This is a genomic window from Amycolatopsis sp. NPDC021455 (assembly GCF_040640995.1).
Classification (GTDB): domain Bacteria; phylum Actinomycetota; class Actinomycetes; order Mycobacteriales; family Pseudonocardiaceae; genus Amycolatopsis.
Genome location: NZ_JBFACT010000004.1, coordinates 92,402 through 110,531 on the forward strand (window position 1 = coordinate 92,402; position 18,130 = coordinate 110,531).

General features: G+C 71.1%; 14 protein-coding genes. 13 read left to right on the top strand and 1 reads right to left on the bottom strand.

The features are described 5' to 3' along the window. Positions 1-36: 36 nt before the first annotated feature. The gene (locus AB0G28_RS07865) at positions 37-654 is read right to left on the bottom strand and encodes a LysE family transporter (RefSeq protein ID WP_361084409.1); all 618 of its coding nucleotides are present in this window, start codon (positions 652-654) and stop codon (positions 37-39) included. Between the two features lie 220 nt (positions 655-874). Between AB0G28_RS07865 and AB0G28_RS07870 the strand changes: the two genes are divergently transcribed. The 13 genes from AB0G28_RS07870 to araA all read left to right on the top strand — a co-directional run bounded on the left by AB0G28_RS07870 (position 875) and on the right by araA (position 18,114). Further along, positions 875-1,669, top strand: a complete 795-nt coding sequence (locus AB0G28_RS07870; RefSeq protein ID WP_361084412.1) for an SDR family oxidoreductase — start codon at positions 875-877, stop codon at positions 1,667-1,669. A gap of 114 nt (positions 1,670-1,783) precedes the next feature. Then, a complete protein-coding gene (locus AB0G28_RS07875) occupies positions 1,784-2,035 on the top strand; it encodes a hypothetical protein (RefSeq protein WP_361084415.1) in 252 nt (83 codons plus the stop codon). A 125-nt stretch (positions 2,036-2,160) separates the two neighbouring features. Then, positions 2,161-3,084 (top strand): serine hydrolase, encoded by a 924-nt coding sequence (locus AB0G28_RS07880; RefSeq protein WP_361084418.1) that lies wholly within the window; start codon positions 2,161-2,163, stop codon positions 3,082-3,084. A gap of 156 nt (positions 3,085-3,240) precedes the next feature. After that, on the top strand, positions 3,241-4,254 hold the full coding sequence (locus tag AB0G28_RS07885) for an endonuclease/exonuclease/phosphatase family protein (RefSeq protein WP_361084421.1): 1,014 nt from the start codon (positions 3,241-3,243) through the stop codon (positions 4,252-4,254). Between the two features lie 321 nt (positions 4,255-4,575). Further along, positions 4,576-5,619 (top strand): LacI family DNA-binding transcriptional regulator, encoded by a 1,044-nt coding sequence (locus AB0G28_RS07890; protein ID WP_361084424.1) that lies wholly within the window; start codon positions 4,576-4,578, stop codon positions 5,617-5,619. Between the two features lie 128 nt (positions 5,620-5,747). Beyond that, positions 5,748-6,728 carry an ABC transporter substrate-binding protein gene (locus AB0G28_RS07895; RefSeq protein ID WP_361084427.1) on the top strand — a complete coding sequence of 327 codons (981 nt, stop codon included), beginning with the start codon at positions 5,748-5,750 and terminating at the stop codon, positions 6,726-6,728. Between the two features lie 52 nt (positions 6,729-6,780). Beyond that, complete coding sequence (locus tag AB0G28_RS07900) at positions 6,781-8,286, top strand: sugar ABC transporter ATP-binding protein (protein WP_361085289.1); 1,506 nt, start codon at positions 6,781-6,783, stop codon at positions 8,284-8,286. Positions 8,287-8,291: 5 nt separating this feature from the next. Next, complete coding sequence (locus AB0G28_RS07905) at positions 8,292-9,335, top strand: ABC transporter permease (protein ID WP_361085292.1); 1,044 nt, start codon at positions 8,292-8,294, stop codon at positions 9,333-9,335. Continuing rightward, on the top strand, positions 9,332-10,315 hold the full coding sequence (yjfF, locus tag AB0G28_RS07910) for a galactofuranose ABC transporter, permease protein YjfF (protein ID WP_361084430.1): 984 nt from the start codon (positions 9,332-9,334) through the stop codon (positions 10,313-10,315). The genes AB0G28_RS07905 and yjfF overlap by 4 nt, the downstream gene beginning before the upstream one ends. Positions 10,316-10,372: 57 nt before the next feature. Next, positions 10,373-14,194 carry a LamG-like jellyroll fold domain-containing protein gene (locus tag AB0G28_RS07915; protein ID WP_361084433.1) on the top strand — a complete coding sequence of 1,274 codons (3,822 nt, stop codon included), beginning with the start codon at positions 10,373-10,375 and terminating at the stop codon, positions 14,192-14,194. Positions 14,195-14,280: 86 nt separating this feature from the next. Then, complete coding sequence (gene araB / locus AB0G28_RS07920) at positions 14,281-15,909, top strand: ribulokinase (RefSeq protein WP_361085295.1); 1,629 nt, start codon at positions 14,281-14,283, stop codon at positions 15,907-15,909. Continuing rightward, positions 15,909-16,586 carry an L-ribulose-5-phosphate 4-epimerase gene (locus AB0G28_RS07925; RefSeq protein WP_361084435.1) on the top strand — a complete coding sequence of 226 codons (678 nt, stop codon included), beginning with the start codon at positions 15,909-15,911 and terminating at the stop codon, positions 16,584-16,586. The genes araB and AB0G28_RS07925 overlap by 1 nt, the downstream gene beginning before the upstream one ends. Positions 16,587-16,605: 19 nt before the next feature. Continuing rightward, entirely contained in the window at positions 16,606-18,114 is a 1,509-nt protein-coding gene (gene araA, locus AB0G28_RS07930; RefSeq protein ID WP_361084438.1) for an L-arabinose isomerase, read from the top strand. The last annotated feature ends 16 nt before the right edge of the window (positions 18,115-18,130 follow it).

Sequence of the window (18,130 nt, forward strand, 5' to 3'; positions counted from 1 at the left end):
AACCGGACAAACCATTACGGGGCAAGGGTTTCCGGCTCACCGAAGGACAAGCCGGACGGCGAGGGCGGTGATCACCGCACTCGACGCGAGCGCCGTCACCAGCCGGCCCCGCCGCCCGGTCAGGACCCGGCCGAGGAGCGCCCCGCCGCCGGCGAGCGCGGCTTGCCAGCTCGCCGACGCGGCGAACGCGGCCAGCACGAACACCGCCTGGTCGAGCACCGGGACTCCCGTGCCGGCCCGGTCGCCGACGACGAGCGCGGTGAAGTAGACGACCGTGGCCGGGTTGACCAGCGTGATCCCCAGCAGGCTGACGTAGGCGCGGGCGGGTGCGAGCGGCGTCACCGGCCGGGTGGCGGGGGCGCGGTGGGACCGCAGCGCGCGTACGGCGCCGTGGGCGGCGAGCACGATCAGGATCGCCGCCGAGGCCAGCCGCAGCGGCCCGGCGAACGGGGCGACGACGCCCGCGATCGCGGCGCCGCCGAGCACCGCGACCAGGGCGTACACACCATCGGCCGTGGCGACGCCGAGCGCCGCGGCCAGGCCGGTCCGCAGCGACGTACGGGCGGTGAGGGCCACCAGGTACGTCCCGACGGCGCCGACCGGGATCGCGATTCCGTAGCCGGCGATCAGGCCGGCAGCTAGTGCGGCGCTCACGGCGCTGAAGTGCCGGACCTCCGCGGACGGCACGGCTGCTGCCGGACCGGCGCGGTGGTCGCGGCGGCGGTCGGCAGGAGCGGGGTGCGCTGGGTGGTCATGGCGCAAATCGTGACCGCCGCCGGCCGGGCGGGCAAGCGGATTTTCCAGCCGGTGGGCACCGGTGGGCTGTGCTTCAATCGGCCGGAGGGGAGACACCGGAACGAGAGGGCTTTCGACGATGCGGGTCGACCTGAGCGGCAAGACGGCCCTGGTCACCGGATCCACCCAGGGCATCGGCGCGGCGATCGCCGCGGGGCTCGCGGCCGCGGGCGCGCGGGTCGCGGTCAACGGCCGCAGCGAAACCGGCGTCCACAAGGCCATCGCCCGGCTGGCCGAGAACGTGCCGGACGCGGACTTCATCCCGGCCCCGGGCGACGTCTCGGAAGAGGCCGGGGCGGCCCAGGTGGTCGAAGAGGTGCCGGACGCCGACATCCTCGTCAACAACCTCGGCATCTTCGGCGTCCAGGAGCCCCTGGACATCACCGACGCCGAATGGCGGCACTACTTCGAGGTCAACGTCCTCGCCGCGGTGCGCCTCACCCGCGCCTACCTGCCCGGGATGACCGAGCGCGGCTGGGGCCGGATCCAGTACATCGCCAGCGACTCCGCGATCGTCATCCCGGCCGAGATGATCCACTATGGAGTGTCGAAGACGGCGTTGCTCGGCGTGTCGCGCGGGTTCGCCAAGCACGCGGCCGGAACCGGCGTCACGGTCAACGCGGTGATCGCCGGGCCGACGCACACCGGCGGCGTCGAGGGCTTCGTCCGCGAACTGGTGGGCACGGACCTGCCGTGGGACGAGGCCCAGCGCGAGTTCATGAAGCGGTACCGCCCGCAGTCGTTGCTGCAGCGGCTGATCGAGCCCGAGGAGATCGCGCACCTGGTGGTGTACCTGAGTTCCCCGTTCGCCTCGGCGACGACGGGCGCGGCGGTCCGGGTGGACGGCGGGTACGTCGACGCGATCGTGCCCTGAGGGCCGTGGCCGTGACACTTTCCGGTGACGCGGAGGTGAACCCGGTCCGCACGGGGAACCTTCCCTGACACAACCCCCTGGCACACAGGGGAAAGTCAGCGGAAGGAGAGCACGATGAAGATCCGGATCGCTTCCTGGGCGGCGGTCGCCGCGCTCACGGTTTCCGCGGTGGTCACCGCGGCGGCGCCGGCGTCGGCCGACATGGTCCCGGGCAGCTCGACCCAGTTCTACGCCTACTGCTCGGTGGACCTGCTCGGCGTGCCGATCGCCTGTACGGAGACCGACCAGGCGCATTCGTCGCACATCTGCCAATACCTCGCCACACCGCTCGGCGTGGGCCTCGACTGCATCCAGCGTTCGACGTGACGGCCGTGCCTTTGGTACGGACTTGAGACAGTTCCGGGTCAAACCTGTCGAACAACCCCGACGAACCGGCGATCTTCTCCGGCCAGGGTGAGGTGTACGCGCTTCCCCGCACCCCGAGGAGAACGATGGCCCGCACCCGGATCCCGCCCGTCGCCGGCGGGCTCGCCGCCGCGGCGGCGGTGGCGCTCGCGGCGGCCTGCTGGGTCGTCTTCCCGCCCGAGGTCGCCGGCCGGGCGATCGCCACCCGCCCCGAAGTCCGCCTTCCCGTGCCGTGGCCCACCACGGGCCAGGCGAGCGCCGAGGTGAGGGGGCTGGGCTCGCTCGGCGACCACGGTGAGCAGCGGCCGGTGCCGATCGCCAGCGTCACGAAGGTGATGACCGCCTACGTGATCCTGAAGGACCACCCGCTGGGGCCGGACGACCCCGGCCCGGAGATCACCGTCGACGAGCAGGCCGAAGCCGAGTCTTCCTCGACTGACGAGTCGACCGTGCCGGTCCGCGCGGGGCGCCGGATCGGCGAGCGGGACCTGCTGGCCCTGATGCTCGTGCCGTCCGGCAACAACATCGCCCGGCTGCTGGCCCGCTGGGACGCCGGGAGCCAGGAGGCCTTCACCGGGAAGATGAACCGCGAGGCCGCGGCGCTCGGCATGACCAGCACGACCTACACCGGCGCCAGCGGCGTCGAGGACTCGACCACGAGCACCGCCGCCGACCAGCTCCGGCTGGCCCGCGAGGTGATGAAGAACCCGGTGATCCGGGCGATCACCGGCACCGCGAACCTGCGGGTCGAGGGCGTACCCGGGACGATCGCCAACACCAACACCCTGCTCGGCCGCAACGGCGTGATCGGCCTGAAGACGGGCGCCTCGACCGCGGGCGGCGGCGCCCTGATGTGGGCGGCGACGTCGCCCGGCGGCGCGCTCATCCTGGGCGTGGTCCTGCAGCAGAACCCGGGCGGAACCCCGGCGGCGGGGCTGAGGGCCGCGCTGGAGACCAGCGAGCAGCTCATTGCGGCGATCCGGCGCGAGCTGCCGGCGGCCACCCGATGACCGCGGTCACCGAGCCGGTCGTCGTTCCGCCTGTCGCGGGCCGCTGGGTCGGGGCATGGCGGGTCGCGTTCCGGCACGTACTGCCGGGGGCCACCCGATGACCGCGGTCACCGAGCCGGTCGTCGTTCCGCCTGTCGCGGGCCGTTGGGTCGGGGCATGGCGGGTCGCGATCCGGCGCGAACTGCCGGCGGCCACCCGATGACCGCGGTCACCGAGCCCATCGTCTTGCCGTCCGCACCGGATCGGCGGGCCGGGACCTGGCGCCGCGGCCGTCTCATCACCGCGTTCGCCGTGCTCACCGCGGTGCTGCTGCTCGCGCACCCGTGGGTGCCCAACTGGCCGGGCAACCTCGGCAGCCTGCTGGAGACGTTCCTGCCCTGGACCGGCCTGCTCCTGCTGCCGCTGCTCGCCGCGGCCCTGGTCCGGCGCTCGGCGCTCGCCCTCGTCTCGCTCCTGCTGCCGGCCCTGGTCTGGGGCGGGTTCTTCGGCGGCAGGCTCTTCGACAAGCGGGCGGCGGGCGGCGACTTCACGATCGTGTCGCACAACGTCAACGACGAGAACCCCGACCCGGCGGGCACCGCACGGGCCTTGGCCGCCTCGGGGGCGCAGGTGATCGCGCTCGAGGAGCTGAAGAAGTCCGAGGTCCCGAAGTACGAGGAGGCGCTCGCCGCCGGCTATCCCCACCACTCGGTGCAGGGCACCGTCGGCGTCTGGAGCACCTTCCCGCTGCACGACACCCGGCCCGTGGCGATCATGCCGTGGACCCGCGCGCTGCGGACCACAGTGGACACTCCGCGGGGGCCGGTGGCGGTCTTCGTGGCGCACCTGCCGTCGGTGCGGGTGCGGATCGACGCGGGGTTCACCGCCGACAACCGCGACGCCGCGGCAGGCCTCCTCGTCGACGCCCTGGACGCGGAACCCGCGCCGCGCACCGTGCTGGTCGGCGACTTCAACGGCACCGCCGACGACCGCGCGCTGGCGCCGATCACCGCGCGCCTGCGGGCGGCCCAGGACGACGCCGGCGACGGCTTCGGCTTCAGCTGGCCCGCCTCGCTGCCGCTGGCCCGGATCGACCAGATCTTCGTCTCCGGCGTATGGCCGGTGGCGTCCTGGACCCTGCCCGCGACCGGCAGCGACCACCTGCCCGTCGCGGCCACCCTGGTGCTCTGAGGCCGCGTACCCCGACCGGATGACACTCGCGGTGGTGGTTCCGATACGCCGTCCGAGTGAAGAGAGTGCGCAGGTCATCCGCGCCGCTCAGGGGCGAACATGCGCTTGAACACCGTGGTCACCGGGCTGCCGGTGAATTTCAAACGAGGCTCCGCGCAGGTCGCGCCGTCGAATTCGTCGTCGGGGGTGTGTGAAGACCACGTGACTAGACCGTTACGCGGCCCGGGGTTGACCCCACGGGTGTTATCGCTAACACTAACTCCTCGTCGTCACCGGAACAGGTGACGCAGACCATGTCGGTGCGGACGAAAGGGGACGCCGGTGGCTGAACGACCCCGCTCCGGCGGCCCCGTGAAGGTGACCGCGGCCGGCACGCGGCAGCCGAGCCTGACCGACGTGGCGGGCGTCGCGGGCGTGTCCCACATGACCGTGTCCCGCGTGATCAACGGGACCGGCCCGGTGCGCCCCGAGACCCGCGCCCGGGTGCTCGCCGCGATCGAGGAACTGGGCTACCGCCCCAACTCCGCGGCCCGTGCGCTGGTCACCGGGCGGACCGGCACGCTCGGCGTCGTGGCGCTCGAGTCCAATCTGTACGGTCCGGCCAGCACGCTGTACGGCATCGAGAACGCCGCCCGGGAAGCCGGGTACGCGATCACGATCTCCAGCGTCAGCCGTCCGGGCCGGTCGTCGATCGCCGACGCGGTGGAGAACCTGCGCCGCCAGGCGGTCGAGGGCGTCATCGTCATCGCCCCGCACGTCAGCGCCGGCCGGGCGCTGGAGGCCGCACCCGCGGACTTCCCGGTCGTCGCGGTCGGCGGCGGCGAGGCCGCGCCGGTCCCGGTGATCTCCGTCGACCAGCGTGACGGCGCCCGCCGGGCCACCGAACACCTCCTGGCGCTGGGCCACCGCACCGTGTGGCACATCGCCGGGCCGGAGGACTGGCTGGAGGCCCGTGACCGCGAGCTCGGCTGGCGGGAAACCCTGGAACGCCACGGTGTCGGCGTCCCCCGGGTGATCCGCGGCGACTGGAGCTCGCGCTCGGGCTACGAGGCGGGGCGATCCCTCGCCAAGGAACGCGATCTGGACGCCGTCTTCGCCGGCAACGACCAGATGGCACTGGGCCTGCTGCGGGCGTTCGCCGAAGCGGGCATCTCGGTGCCGCGGGACGTGCGCGTGGCCGGCTTCGACGACGTCCCCGAGGCGGCGTACTTCACGCCGCCGCTGACGACGGTGCGCCAGGACTTCATCGAAGTCGGACGGCGTACGTTCGGCCTGCTGGCCGGACGGATGGACGGTGGCGACCGGCACGCGCGGGCCCTGGTCGTCCCCGAGTTGATCGTGCGAGAGAGCACCGGACCGAGGTAGCGCGGCGGCCCGGTGCGAACCCGGTGGCCACCCACGGATTGTTAGCGCTAACAACGATTTTCTTCCCGATTTCGAAGACGCAGTTTCCGAACACCCAGGTTTTCCCACAGATCACCGTCGATCGAGGAGTGAACGTGCTGAAGAAGCGATGGGCCGCCGCCGCGGCCGCGGCGGCCGGACTCGTGCTGCTCACCGCCTGCGGGAGTGGCGGTTCGTCCGGCAGTTCGGGCGGGGCGGTCACGCTCGGCTTCGCCCAGGTTGGCGCCGAGAGCGGCTGGCGGACGGCGAACACCAAGTCGATCCAGGAGTCGGCGAAGAGCGCCGGGATCGAGCTGAAGTTCTCCGACGCGCAGCAGAAGCAGGAGAACCAGATCTCCGCGATCCGCTCGTACATCCAGCAGAAGGTCAAGGTCATCGCCTTCTCGCCGGTCGTCGAGTCCGGCTGGGACACCGTCCTCAAGGAAGCGAAGACGGCCAACATCCCGGTCATCCTGACCGACCGCGCGATCGACTCGCCGGACAAGTCGCTCTACAAGACCTTCCTCGGCTCCGACTTCGTCGCCGAGGGCAAGAAGGCGGGGGAGTGGCTGACCAAGGAGTTCGGCAGCGCCACCGGCCAGGTGAACATCGTCGAGCTGCAGGGCACCACCGGCTCGGCCCCGGCGAACGACCGCAAGAAGGGCTTCGCGGACGTCATCGCGGCCGACCCGAAGTACAAGATCGTCGCCTCGCAGACCGGTGAGTTCACCCGCGCCAAGGGCAAGGAGGTCATGGAGGCCTTCCTGAAGTCCCAGCCCAAGATCGACGTGCTCTACGCGCACAACGACGACATGGCCCTCGGCGCCATCGAGGCCATCGAGGCCGCCGGCAAGGTCCCGGGCAAGGACATCAAGATCGTCTCGGTGGACGCCGTGAAGGACGGCATGCAGGCGCTGGCCGACGGCAAGATCAACCACATCGTCGAATGCAACCCGCTGCTCGGCCCGCAGCTGATGGACCTGGTCAAGAAGGTCGCCGCCGGCGAGCAGGTGCCCGCCCGCATCGAGACCCAGGAGACCGAGTTCGACCAGGCGTCGGCCAAGGCCGCGCTGCCGCAGCGCCAGTACTGATCCTCACCCCCGCGTCCACCCCGGAGCACACCAAATGCCTGAACCGCAACCCATGGTGCGGATGAGCGGTATCCGCAAGGAGTTCCCCGGCGTCCTCGCCCTGGACGGGGTCGACTTCCGGATGTACCCCGGCGAAGTCCACGCCCTGATGGGCGAGAACGGCGCCGGCAAGTCCACCCTCATCAAGGTGCTGACCGGGGTGTACGGGGTGGACGCGGGCACGATCGAACTGGGCGGCGACGAGGTCGCCTTCAACGGACCGGGCTCGGCCCAGCAGGCCGGCATCAGCACGGTCTACCAGGAGGTCAACCTCTGCCCGAACCTGTCCGTGGCCGAGAACGTCTGTCTCGGCCGCGAACCCCGCCGCTTCGGCCGCATCCAGTGGGGCGCGATGCGGCGGCGGGCGGAGGAACTGCTGGCCCGGCTGGACGTCCACGTGGACGTCTCGGCCGAGCTGTCCACCTGTTCCATCGCGGTGCAGCAGCTGGTCGCGATCGCCCGCGCGCTCGACGTCGACGCGCGGGTGCTCGTCCTCGACGAGCCGACGTCCAGTTTGGACACCGGTGAGGTCGAGCAGCTGCTGAAGGTCGTCCGGTCCCTGCGCGAAAGCGGCATGGCGATCCTGTTCGTGTCCCACTTCATCGACCAGGTCTTCGCCATCGCCGACCGGATGACCGTGCTGCGCAACGGAAAACTCATCGGTGAATACCGGACGGCCGACATCACGCCGGTCGAGCTGGTCACCAGGATGATCGGCAAGGAGCTCCAGGTCCTCGAGGACCTGGAGGACTCCGGCCCCAGCCGGGCCGAGGTCGCCGGCGCGCCGGTGCTGCTGGCCGCCGAAGGCCTCGGCCGCAAGGGCGGCGTCGAGCCCTTCGACCTCGCCATCCACGCCGGCGAGGTCGTCGGGCTGGCCGGCCTCCTCGGCTCCGGCCGCACCGAGCTCGCCCGGCTGCTCTTCGGCGCCGACCACGCCGACAGCGGCACCGTCGAGGTCGACGGCGACACCACCTCGCTGCGCACCCCGCGGGCCGGGCTCGACCACAAGATCGCCTTCCTCTCGGAGAACCGCAAGGCCGAAGGCCTGGTGGAGGAGCTGACGGTCCGCGAGAACATCGTGCTGGCCCTGCAGGCCTCGAGGGGCTGGGCGCGGCCGCTGTCGCGCCGCCGCCAGGACGAAATCGCCGAGAAGTACATCAAGGCACTCGACATCCGGCCCGCCAACCCCGAAGCGCTGGTGGGCAACCTCTCCGGCGGCAACCAGCAGAAGGTGCTGCTGGCCCGCTGGCTCATCACCGAACCGCGGCTGCTGATCCTCGACGAGCCCACCCGCGGCATCGACATCGGCGCCAAGACGGAGATCCAGCGGCTGGTCACCCAGCTCTCGGGCGACGGCATGGCCGTCGTCTACATCTCCGCCGAACTCGAAGAGGTCCTGCGGCTGAGCCACCGGGTCGTGGTGCTGCGCGACCGGAAGGTCGTGGCGGTCCGGGACAACCACCAGGCGCTCACCGCGGACGACATCATGGCCACGATGGCCGAGGGGGTGCAGGCGTGACTGCCTTGAAAGGCTTGACGAAACAGCGGCTCTTCTGGCCCGTGATGGCCCTGCTGGTGCTGCTGCTGGGCGACCTGATCGCGAGCCCGTCCTTCTACAAGATCGAATTCCTCGACGGGCACCTCTACGGGAACCTCGTCGACATCCTCAAGAACGGCGCCCCGCTGATCCTCATCGCGATCGGCATGACGCTGGTGATCGCGACCCGCGGCATCGACCTCTCGGTAGGCGCGGTCGTGGCGATCAGCGGCTCACTCGCCTGCCTGTGGATCAGCGACAACCCGGACGGCGCCGGCACGACGCTGGTCGCGTTCGGCCTGGCACTCGGCCTCTCGCTGGTGCTCGGGGTGTGGAACGGCTGGCTCGTCGCGGCACTGGGCATCCAGCCGATCATCGCGACGCTGATCCTCATGGTCGCGGGCCGGGGCATCGCGCAGCTGATCAGCGGTGGGCAGATCATCACCGTCAACTCCCACTCGTTCGAATGGATCGGCAAGGGGTACCTGTTCACGCTGCCCAGCGCCATCCTCATCGCGCTGGCCGTGTTCGTGCTCGCGTCGGTGCTCGTCCGCCGCTCCGCGCTCGGCCTGCTCGTCGAGGCCGTGGGCGGCAACCCCGAGGCCAGCCGCCTGGCCGGGCTCCGCTCGGCGCGGCTGACCTGGCTCGTCTACGTCTTCTGCGCGCTGTGCGCGGGCATCGCCGGGCTGATGATCAGCGCGAACGTGCACAGCGCCGACGCCAACCACGCCGGGCTCTTCATCGAATTGGATGCGATCCTCGCGGTCGTCGTCGGCGGCACCCAGCTGACCGGCGGCCGGTTCTCCCTCGGTGGCTCGGTGATCGGTGCGCTGCTCATCCAGACGCTCACCACCACCGTCAACGCCCTCGGCATCCCGCCGGAGTCGATCATGCTGTTCAAGGCCATCGTCGTGCTCGTGGTGTGCCTGCTGCTGTCGCCCGCGTTCCGCCGCAAGTTCCGCCGACGTGGAGCTCACCCGGTCACCCCGGCGCCCACACCCGCTCCGGAGAAGGTCGAGGTCACCGCATGACCACCCTCGCCCGCGTGAAGGGCTACCGGCCGCAGCAGCGGCACCTGCCCATCCTGGCCACCATGGCGCTGCTGATCGGGGCGTACATCTTCGGCGCGTCGAGCTACGAGGCGTTCGGTTCTGGGCAGGTCATCCTCGACCTGTTCATCAACAACGCCTTCCTGCTCGTGGTCGCGGTCGGCATGACGTTCGTGATCCTCACCGGCGGCATCGACCTGTCCGTCGGGTCGGTGGTCGCCCTCTCCACCGTCATCTCCGGCGACCTGATGCAGAAGCACGGCTGGCCGGCGTACGCCGCGATCGCCGTGGTGCTGGTGATCGGCGCCCTGCTCGGGGCCGGGATGGGCGCGCTGATCCACTTCTTCGAGATCCAGCCGTTCATCGCGACGCTGATCGGGATGTTCTTCGCCCGCGGCCTCTGCTACACGATCACCACCGAGGCCTACTCGATCGACAACGCGACGATCGCCACCCTGGCCCAGACGCAGATCCCGCTCGGCGGCGAGTTGCACATCTCGATCAGCGTGGTGGTCGCCCTGGTGGTCGTCGCCGCCGCGGCGTACGTCCTGGCCTTCACCCGGTTCGGGCGCACGGTCTACTCGATCGGCGGCAACGCGCAGTCGGCGATGCTGATGGGCCTCAAGACCGGCCGCACCAAGATCGCGGTGTACACGATCAGCGGATTCTGCTCGGCGCTCGGCGGGCTGCTGCTGGTGCTCTACAAGTCCTCCGGCGACCCGCTCAACGGCGTCGGCCTGGAGCTGACGGCGATCGCCGCGGTGGTCATCGGCGGCACCATCCTCACCGGTGGGTCCGGCTACGTGCTCGGGACCGTGCTGGGGATCATGGTGCTGGGCATCATCCAGACGCTGATCACCTTCGACGGCACCCTCAACTCCTGGTGGACCTCGATCATCACCGGGGCACTCCTGTTCGTCTTCATCGTCCTGCAACGCCTCGTCACCCGCCGAACCCGCTAGCTCCGAGGCGGGGCTTTCACGTGAAAGCTCCGCCTCGGCTCACAGTCAAGGAGAGTCATGCACCGCAGACTGCGGCGGCCCATGGCCGTGCTCGCCGCCCTGGCGCTGTGCTCCGGTGTCCCGGTCGTGGTCGCCCCGGCGGCTTCGGCGGACCCGGAGCCGGGCCTGGCGGGGCACTGGACGTTCGACGACGGCAGCGGGACCACCGCCGCCGACACCGCGGGCGCGCACCCGGCGACGCTGACCGGGGGCGCGGGCTGGGGCCCGGGCATCCGCGGTGGTGCGTTGACGACCGATGGCACGAACGGTTTCGCCGATGCCGGTGCGCCGGTGCTCGACACGACCAAGAGCTTCTCCGTGAGCAGCTGGGTCAAGCTCGACAAGACGTCCGGGTACCAGACGTTCGTCAGCGTCGACGGCACCCAGGTGAGCAACTTCTTCCTGCAGTTCCGCGACGACTCCCGCCGGTTCGCCTTCACCCGGCTGGCCGGTGACGCGCCGACCGACGGCGTCGTCGCGGGCGCGAACTTCGACCCCGTCGCCGGCCAGTGGTACCAGCTGACCGGCGTGTACGACTCGGCCGCGTCGACGCTGTCGCTCTACGTCGACGGCACCCGCCAGGCCACCGTCGCCGCGCCCACCGCCTGGGCGGGCACCGGTCACCTGGTGATCGGCCGCGGCAAGTACGGCGGCAACCCGGTCGACTTCGTCGACGGCACGATCGACGACGTCCGCGCCTACTCGGGCGCCGTGACCGCCGCCGGCGCCGCGCGCCTGGCCATCGCCGGGCACTGGGGTCTCGACGAGGGCACCGGCACCACTACGGCCGACGACTCCCTGGACGCGCGCACCGCCACCCTGACCGGTGGCGCCGCCTGGGGTGACGGCGTCGTCGGCCCGCACGGCGTCGCCCTGAACGGCACCGACGCCGCGGTCGACGTCCCGGCCCCGGTCGTGGACACCGCGCAGAGCTTCTCGGTGTCGGCCTGGGTCAAGCCGGCCGCGGCCGGCGGCTTCCGGACCGCCGTGAGCGTCGACGGCTCGACGATCAGCGGCTTCTACCTGCAGCGCGCCGCCGACGGCCGCTTCGCGTTCACGCGCCGCGCGGGTGACGGCGACACCGCTTCATCCTCAGCGGTGTCGACGTTGCCCGCGCAGGCCGACCAGTGGCAGCACCTGGTCGGCGTCTACAACCGGGCGGCGGGCACGCTCTCCCTGTACGTCAACGGAACCCTGCAGCAGAGCGTCCCGTTCACCACGCCGTGGACCGCGTCCGGGCACCTGGAGATCGGCCGCGGCAAGTGGGCCGGCAGCCCTGCCGACTGGTTCGCCGGCGGCGTCGACGACGTCCGCGCGTACCCGACGCCGCTGACCGCGTCCGCCGTCGCCGCACTGGCCGCGAGCGGCTCGTGGCACTTCGACGAAGGCGCCGGCACGGTCACCCGCGACGCCTCGGCCAACGCGGCCGACGGCACGCTGAAGGGCGCCACCTGGACCGCGGGCGCGGCCGGCAAGGCCGTCCAGCTCGACGGCAAGTCCACTGTGGACATGGGTACCTCGCCCGCGTTCGACACCGGCACCGGCTCGCTGTCCCTGGCCGCGTGGTTCCGCACCACCGCGTCCGGCACCCTGGTCGACCACGGCGACGGCTACGCCCTCGGCGTGACCGGCGGCAAGCTCACGGCCCGCGTCGGCACGATCCAGGTGACCACGAACGGCGGCGGCCTCGCCGACGGCAACTGGCACCACGCCGCGCTGGTCCTCGACCGCGCCGCCCAGCGGCTCACCGTCTACGCCGACGGCGACGCGTCCGCGGTCACCAGCACCTGCGGCACGCCGTCGGGCACGACCCTGGACGTCTCCGCCTGCCCGGCGTCGGGCACCGCGGCGGCGCCGTTCACAGTCGGCTCCGGCTTCACCGGCGCGGTCGACGAGGTCGAGCTGCGCCGCTTCCCGCTCACCGCGGCCCAGATCGGCACCCTCGCCGGCGCCAACCAGCTGGCCGTCGACGCCAATGTCGTCCGCGCCAACACCCGGCCGACGACGTACGGCTCGATCCTCGAGGACATCAGCCACTCGGTCGAAGGCGGCCTCTACGCCGAACTCGTCCGCAACCGCACGTTCAAGGAGGGCTACCAGCCCGGCAGCGGCGCGGGCAACACGCCGGTGCCGTACTGGTCGCTGCTCACCTCGGCGGGTGCCACCGGCACCTACTCGATCGACACCGCGACCCCGCTGAACACCGCACTCGACCGCTCGCTGAAGCTGCATGCGGACACCGTTCCGGCCGCAGGCCGGATGGCGGCCGCGAACGTCGGCTTCTACGGCGTCGCCGCGAAGCCGTCGACCAAGTACACCGGCAGCTTCTTCGCCAAGGGCACCTGGACCGGCGGCGTCCGGGTCAGCCTGGAGAAGCCGGACGGCACGGTCCTGGCGACCAAGGACGTCCAGCCGGTCGGGCCTGCGTGGGCGCAGCAGACGTTCAGCTTCACCACGCCGTCGACGATCACCGCGTCCACCGACAACCGGATCGTCGTGTCCCTGGTGAACAAGGGCAAGAAGGCGCTGAGCGGGGACGCCTGGTTCCAGCAGGTGTCGCTGTTCCCGCCGACCTTCAAGAACCGGCCCAACGGCGTCCGCGCGGACCTCGGGCAGAAGCTCGCCGCGATGAAGCTCGGCCTGTTCCGCGTCCCCGGCGGCAACTACCTCGAGGGCAACACCCTCGACACGCGGTTCGAGTGGAAGAAGACCATCGGCAAGCTCGAAGACCGGCCCGGCCACCAGAACACCGCGTGGGGCTACTGGTCCACGGACGGCTTCGGCATCCTCGACTACCTGAAGCTGGCCGAGGACATCGGCGCCCAGCCGCTGCTGGCCCTGTTCGCCGGCTACACCCTCAACGGCCAGCACGTCAGCCAGGCCGACTACCCGCAGTACGTCCAGGAAGCCCTCGACGAGATCGAGTACGCCATCGGCGACAGCTCCACGACGTGGGGCGCCAAGCGCATCGCCGACGGGCACCCGGCGCCGTTCGACCTGCACTACGTCGAGGTCGGCAACGAGGACTGGTTCGACGGCTCCGGCAGCTACGCCTGGCGCTACACGGACATGTACAACGCCATCAAGGCGAAGTACCCGCAGCTGACCGTCGTGGCCACCACCGGCGGCCTGCAGGGCGGGGCCGCGTCGACCACGCCGGGCATGCGGCCGGACGCCGCGGACGACCACTACTACCAGTCGCCGCAGTGGTTCACCGACAACTCGACCCGCTACGACACCGCCGACCGCAGCGGCCCGGACATCCTCGTCGGCGAGTACGGCGCCCAGGACGGCCGGCCCACCGGCACCCTGGCCGCCGCCATCGGCGAGGCCGCGTTCCTCACCGGGCTGGAGCGCAACAGCGACGTCGTCATCGGCTCGATGTACGCGCCGGTGCTGGTGCAGGAGAACCAGTCCAACTGGCCGGTCAACCTGATCGGCTTCGACGCCGGGACGAGCTACGCCTCGCCGTCGTACTGGGTGCAGCAGATGTTCTCCAGCACCCTGGGCAAGCAGATCGTCACCAGCCGCCTCAACCAGGGCAGCCCCCTGCGGCAGGTGGTCAACGTGACCACGAAGAGCGGAAGGAAGACCTTCACGGTCAAACTCGTCAACCCGACCGGGCAGGTGCAGACCGCACGGCTGTCGCTCACCGGCGTCACCGCCGTCGACGGCACCGGCACGCTCACCACGCTCACCGGCGACCCGGCGGGGCGCAACAGCCTCGCCGCGCCGACCGCCATCGTGCCGCAGACCAGGGAGATCACCGGCCTGGCCGCGACGTCGAAACTGACGCTGCCGGCCAACTCGGTGACGACGCTGGTCCTCACCGGCCGCTAAGACCCCGGGACGCGGCGCGTTCACCGCCGCCCGCGCCGCGTCCCGGTCACCAATCCAGGAGGGAGGACACCGTGGGAGAGGACACCGTGGGAGAACCACTCACCGTCGGCGTCGACTTCGGCACGCTGTCGGGCCGCGCGGTGGTCGTGCGGGTCCGTGACGGGGCGGAACTGGGTTCCGCCGTCTTCGAGTACCCGCACGGGGTGCTCGACGAGACGCTGCCCGCCACCGGCCGCGCGCTGCCGCCGGAATGGGCGCTGCAGGTGCCCGCGGACTACGTCGGAGTGCTCCGCAACGCCGTACCGGCGGCGCTGCGGGACGCGGGTGTCGACGGCAGCGACGTCATCGGCATCGCCACCGACTTCACCGCGTGCACGATGGTGCCGACGACCGCGGACGGCACGCCGCTGTGCGAACTGCCCGAGTTCGAAGGCAACCCGCACGCGTACGTGAAGCTGTGGAAGCACCACTCGGCGCAGCCGCAGGCCGTGCGGATCAACGAGCTGGCCCGCACCCGCGGCGAGAAGTGGCTCCCGCGCTACGGCGGGCTGATCTCCTCGGAATGGGAGTTCGCCAAGGGCCTGGAACTGTTCGAGGAGGCCCCGGACGTCTACGCCGCGATGCGGCACTGGGTCGAGGCCGCCGACTGGATCGTCTGGCAGCTCACCGGGACCTACGTCCGCAACGCCTGCACCGCCGGCTACAAGGGCATCCTGCAGGACGGCCAGTACCCGAGCCGCGACTTCCTCCGCGAGCTCGCACCCGGCTTCGAATCGTTCGTCGCCGACAAGCTCGAGCACCCGCTGGGCCAGCTCGGTTCCCGTGCGGGCAGCCTGACCGCGGAAGCCGCGGCCTGGACCGGGCTGCCCGAGGGCATCGCGGTCGCCGTCGGCAACGTCGACGCGCACGTCACCGCGCCCGCCGCGCAAGCCGTCGAGCCCGGGCAGATGGTGGCGATCATGGGCACCTCCACGTGCCACGTGATGAACGGCGCCGAGCTGCGCGAGGTCCCCGGCATGTGCGGCGTCGTCGAAGGCGGCATCGTCGCCGGCCTGTGGGGGTACGAAGCCGGGCAGAGCGGTGTCGGCGACATCTTCGGCTGGTTCGTCGAGCACTTCGCCCAGGACGGCCACGAGCAGCTCACCCGGCTCGCCGCGCAGCAGGAGATCGGCGAGCACGGCCTGGTCGCCCTCGACTGGCACAGCGGCAACCGGTCGGTGCTCGTCGACCACGAGCTGTCCGGCGTGATCGTCGGCCAGACCCTCGCCACCCGCGCCGAGGACGTCTACCGCGCCCTGCTGGAGGCCACGGCGTTCGGCACGCGCAAGATCATCGAGACCTTCAACTCCGCCGGGGTCCCGGTCACCGAGCTGATCATCGCCGGCGGCCTGGTGAAGAACGCGCTGCTGATGCAGATCTACGCCGACGTCACCAACCTCCCGCTGTCGGTCATCGGCTCCGAGCAGGGACCCGCGCTCGGATCGGCCATCCACGCCGCCGTCGCGGCCGGGGCCTACCCGGACGTCCGCGTCGCCGCCGAGGCGATGGGATCGGTCGAGCGCGCGGTGTACCAGCCGGTGCCCGCGCACGTCACCGCCTACGACGAGCTGTACGCCGAGTACACCGAGCTGCACGACTACTTCGGCCGTGGCGGCAACGATGTCATGCACCGGCTGGCCGCCCGCAAGCGCGCCGTCGCGAAAGGACGGTCCTGATGTCGCTGACCGGTGAAGTCCTCGACACCGTCGCCGAGCTGCGGGACACCGTGGCGAAGCTGCACAGCGAGCTGACCCGCAACAAGCTGGTCATCTGGACCGCGGGCAACGTCTCGGCGCGCGTCCCCGGCCGGGACCTGATGGTCATCAAGCCCTCCGGCGTGTCCTACGACAACCTGTCCGCCGACACGATGGTCGTCACCGACCTGCACGGCGAGCTCGTCGAAGGCGACCTCGCGCCGTCGTCCGACACCGCCGCGCACGCCTACGTCTACCGGCACATGCCGGAGATCGGCGGGGTCGTGCACACGCACTCGACCTACGCCACGGCGTGGGCGGCCCGCGGCGAGCCGATCCCGTGCGTGCTGACGATGATCGCCGACGAGTTCGGCGGGGAGATCCCGGTCGGGCCGTTCGCCCTGATCGGCGACGACTCCATCGGCCGCGGCATCGTCGAAACGCTTCGCTCCAGCCGGTCGCCGGCGGTGCTGATGCGCAACCACGGCCCGTTCACCGTCGGCCGCACCGCGCGGGACGCGGTCAAGGCCGCGGTGATGGTCGAGGACGTCGCCCGCACCGTGCACAAGGCCTTCGAGCTCGGTACGCCCGAACCCCTGCCGCCCGAGGACGTCGACCGGCTCTACGCCCGGTACCAGAACGTCTACGGCCAGCACTGAACTTCTTCCAAGGAGAATGATGACGCGCGCGTCGAAACCCGAAGTCTGGTTCCTCACCGGCAGCCAGGGCCTCTACGGCGAGGAGACCCTGGAGCAGGTGGCCGGCCAGTCCCTGCGCATCCAGCAGCTCCTGGCCGCCTCCGGCGGGCTCCCCGCCGAGATCGTCGGCAAGCCGGTGCTGACCGAGTCCGCCTCGATCCGCCGGGTGCTGCAGGAGGCCAACGCCGACGCCTCGTGCGTCGGCGTGATCGCGTGGATGCACACCTTCTCGCCGGCCAAGATGTGGATCACCGGGCTGGACACGCTGCGCAAGCCGCTGCTGCACCTGCACACCCAGCTCAACGAGGCGCTCCCGTGGTCCACGATCGACATGGACTTCATGAACCTCAACCAGGCCGCGCACGGCGACCGGGAGTTCGGGTTCATCCAGACCCGCCTCGGCGTGCCGCGCAAGACCGTCGCCGGCCACGTGTCCGACCCGGCCGTCGTCGCGCGGATCGACGCGTGGGCGCGGGCCGCGATCGGTGCCGACCACCTGCGCAACCTGCGGCTGGCCCGATTCGGCGACAACATGCGCGACGTCGCCGTCACCGAAGGCGACAAGGTCGAGGCCGAGCTGCGGTTCGGCGTCTCGGTCAACACCTACGGGGTGAACGACCTCGTCGAAATCGTTGATAGTGTGTCCGAAAAGGACACAGTGGAGTCGCTGGTGGGGCGCTACGCCGAGGAATACAACGTTGTGCCGGACCTGGCGGCCGGGGGAGCGCGGCACGAGTCGCTGCGCTACGCGGCCAAGATCGAGGCCGGCCTGCGGAAGTTCCTCACCGACGGCGGCTTCGGCGCGTTCACCACCAACTTCGAGGACCTCGGCGGCCTCCGCCAGCTGCCCGGCCTGGCCGTGCAGCGGCTGATGGCCGACGGCTACGGCTTCGGCGGCGAAGGCGACTGGAAGACCTCGGCACTGCTCGCCGCGGTCAAGGCGATGAGCGTCGGCCGCGAGCGCGGCACGTCGTTCATGGAGGACTACACCTACCACTTCGGGCCGGGCACGCCGAAGATCCTCGGCGCGCACATGCTGGAGGTCTGCCCGAGCATCGCGGCGGCGAAGCCGTCCTGCGAGATCCACGCGCTCGGCATCGGCAACCGGGAGGACCCGGTCCGGCTGGTGTTCGACGCCGCCCCCGGGCCCGGCGTCGTCCTCGGCCTGGTCGACCTCGGCGACCGGTTCCGGCTGGTGGCCAACGAGATCGACGTCGTCGAGCCGGACGAGCCGCTGCCGAACCTGCCGGTCGCGCGGGCGGTGTGGCAGCCGGCGCCGTCGCTGGCGACGTCCGCGGAGTCGTGGATCACCGCGGGCGGCCCGCACCACACCGTGCTCACCCAGGCCGTGGGCACGGAGACCCTTCGCGACTTCGCGAACCTGCTCGGCGTCGAACTGCTGGTCATCGACAAGGACACGACCCCGCACGACTTCGCCGACCGCATCCGCTGGAACCAGGCGTACCACCGGCTCGCTCAGGGCTTCTGAGAAAGGAAGAAGGAAC

Excerpts from the sequence above, each read along its gene's own strand:
- AB0G28_RS07915 (WP_361084433.1), top strand. The coding sequence starts at position 10,373 with ATGCACCGCAGACTGCGGCGGCCCATGGCCGTGCTCGCCGCCCTGGCG.
- yjfF (WP_361084430.1), top strand. The coding sequence starts at position 9,332 with ATGACCACCCTCGCCCGCGTGAAGGGCTACCGGCCGCAGCAGCGGCAC.
- araA (WP_361084438.1), top strand. The coding sequence starts at position 16,606 with ATGACGCGCGCGTCGAAACCCGAAGTCTGGTTCCTCACCGGCAGCCAG.
- AB0G28_RS07900 (WP_361085289.1), top strand. The coding sequence starts at position 6,781 with ATGGTGCGGATGAGCGGTATCCGCAAGGAGTTCCCCGGCGTCCTCGCC.
- AB0G28_RS07885 (WP_361084421.1), top strand. The coding sequence starts at position 3,241 with ATGGCGGGTCGCGATCCGGCGCGAACTGCCGGCGGCCACCCGATGACC.
- AB0G28_RS07880 (WP_361084418.1), top strand. The coding sequence starts at position 2,161 with ATGGCCCGCACCCGGATCCCGCCCGTCGCCGGCGGGCTCGCCGCCGCG.
- AB0G28_RS07875 (WP_361084415.1), top strand. The coding sequence starts at position 1,784 with ATGAAGATCCGGATCGCTTCCTGGGCGGCGGTCGCCGCGCTCACGGTT.
- AB0G28_RS07870 (WP_361084412.1), top strand. The coding sequence starts at position 875 with ATGCGGGTCGACCTGAGCGGCAAGACGGCCCTGGTCACCGGATCCACC.
- AB0G28_RS07925 (WP_361084435.1), top strand. The coding sequence starts at position 15,909 with ATGTCGCTGACCGGTGAAGTCCTCGACACCGTCGCCGAGCTGCGGGAC.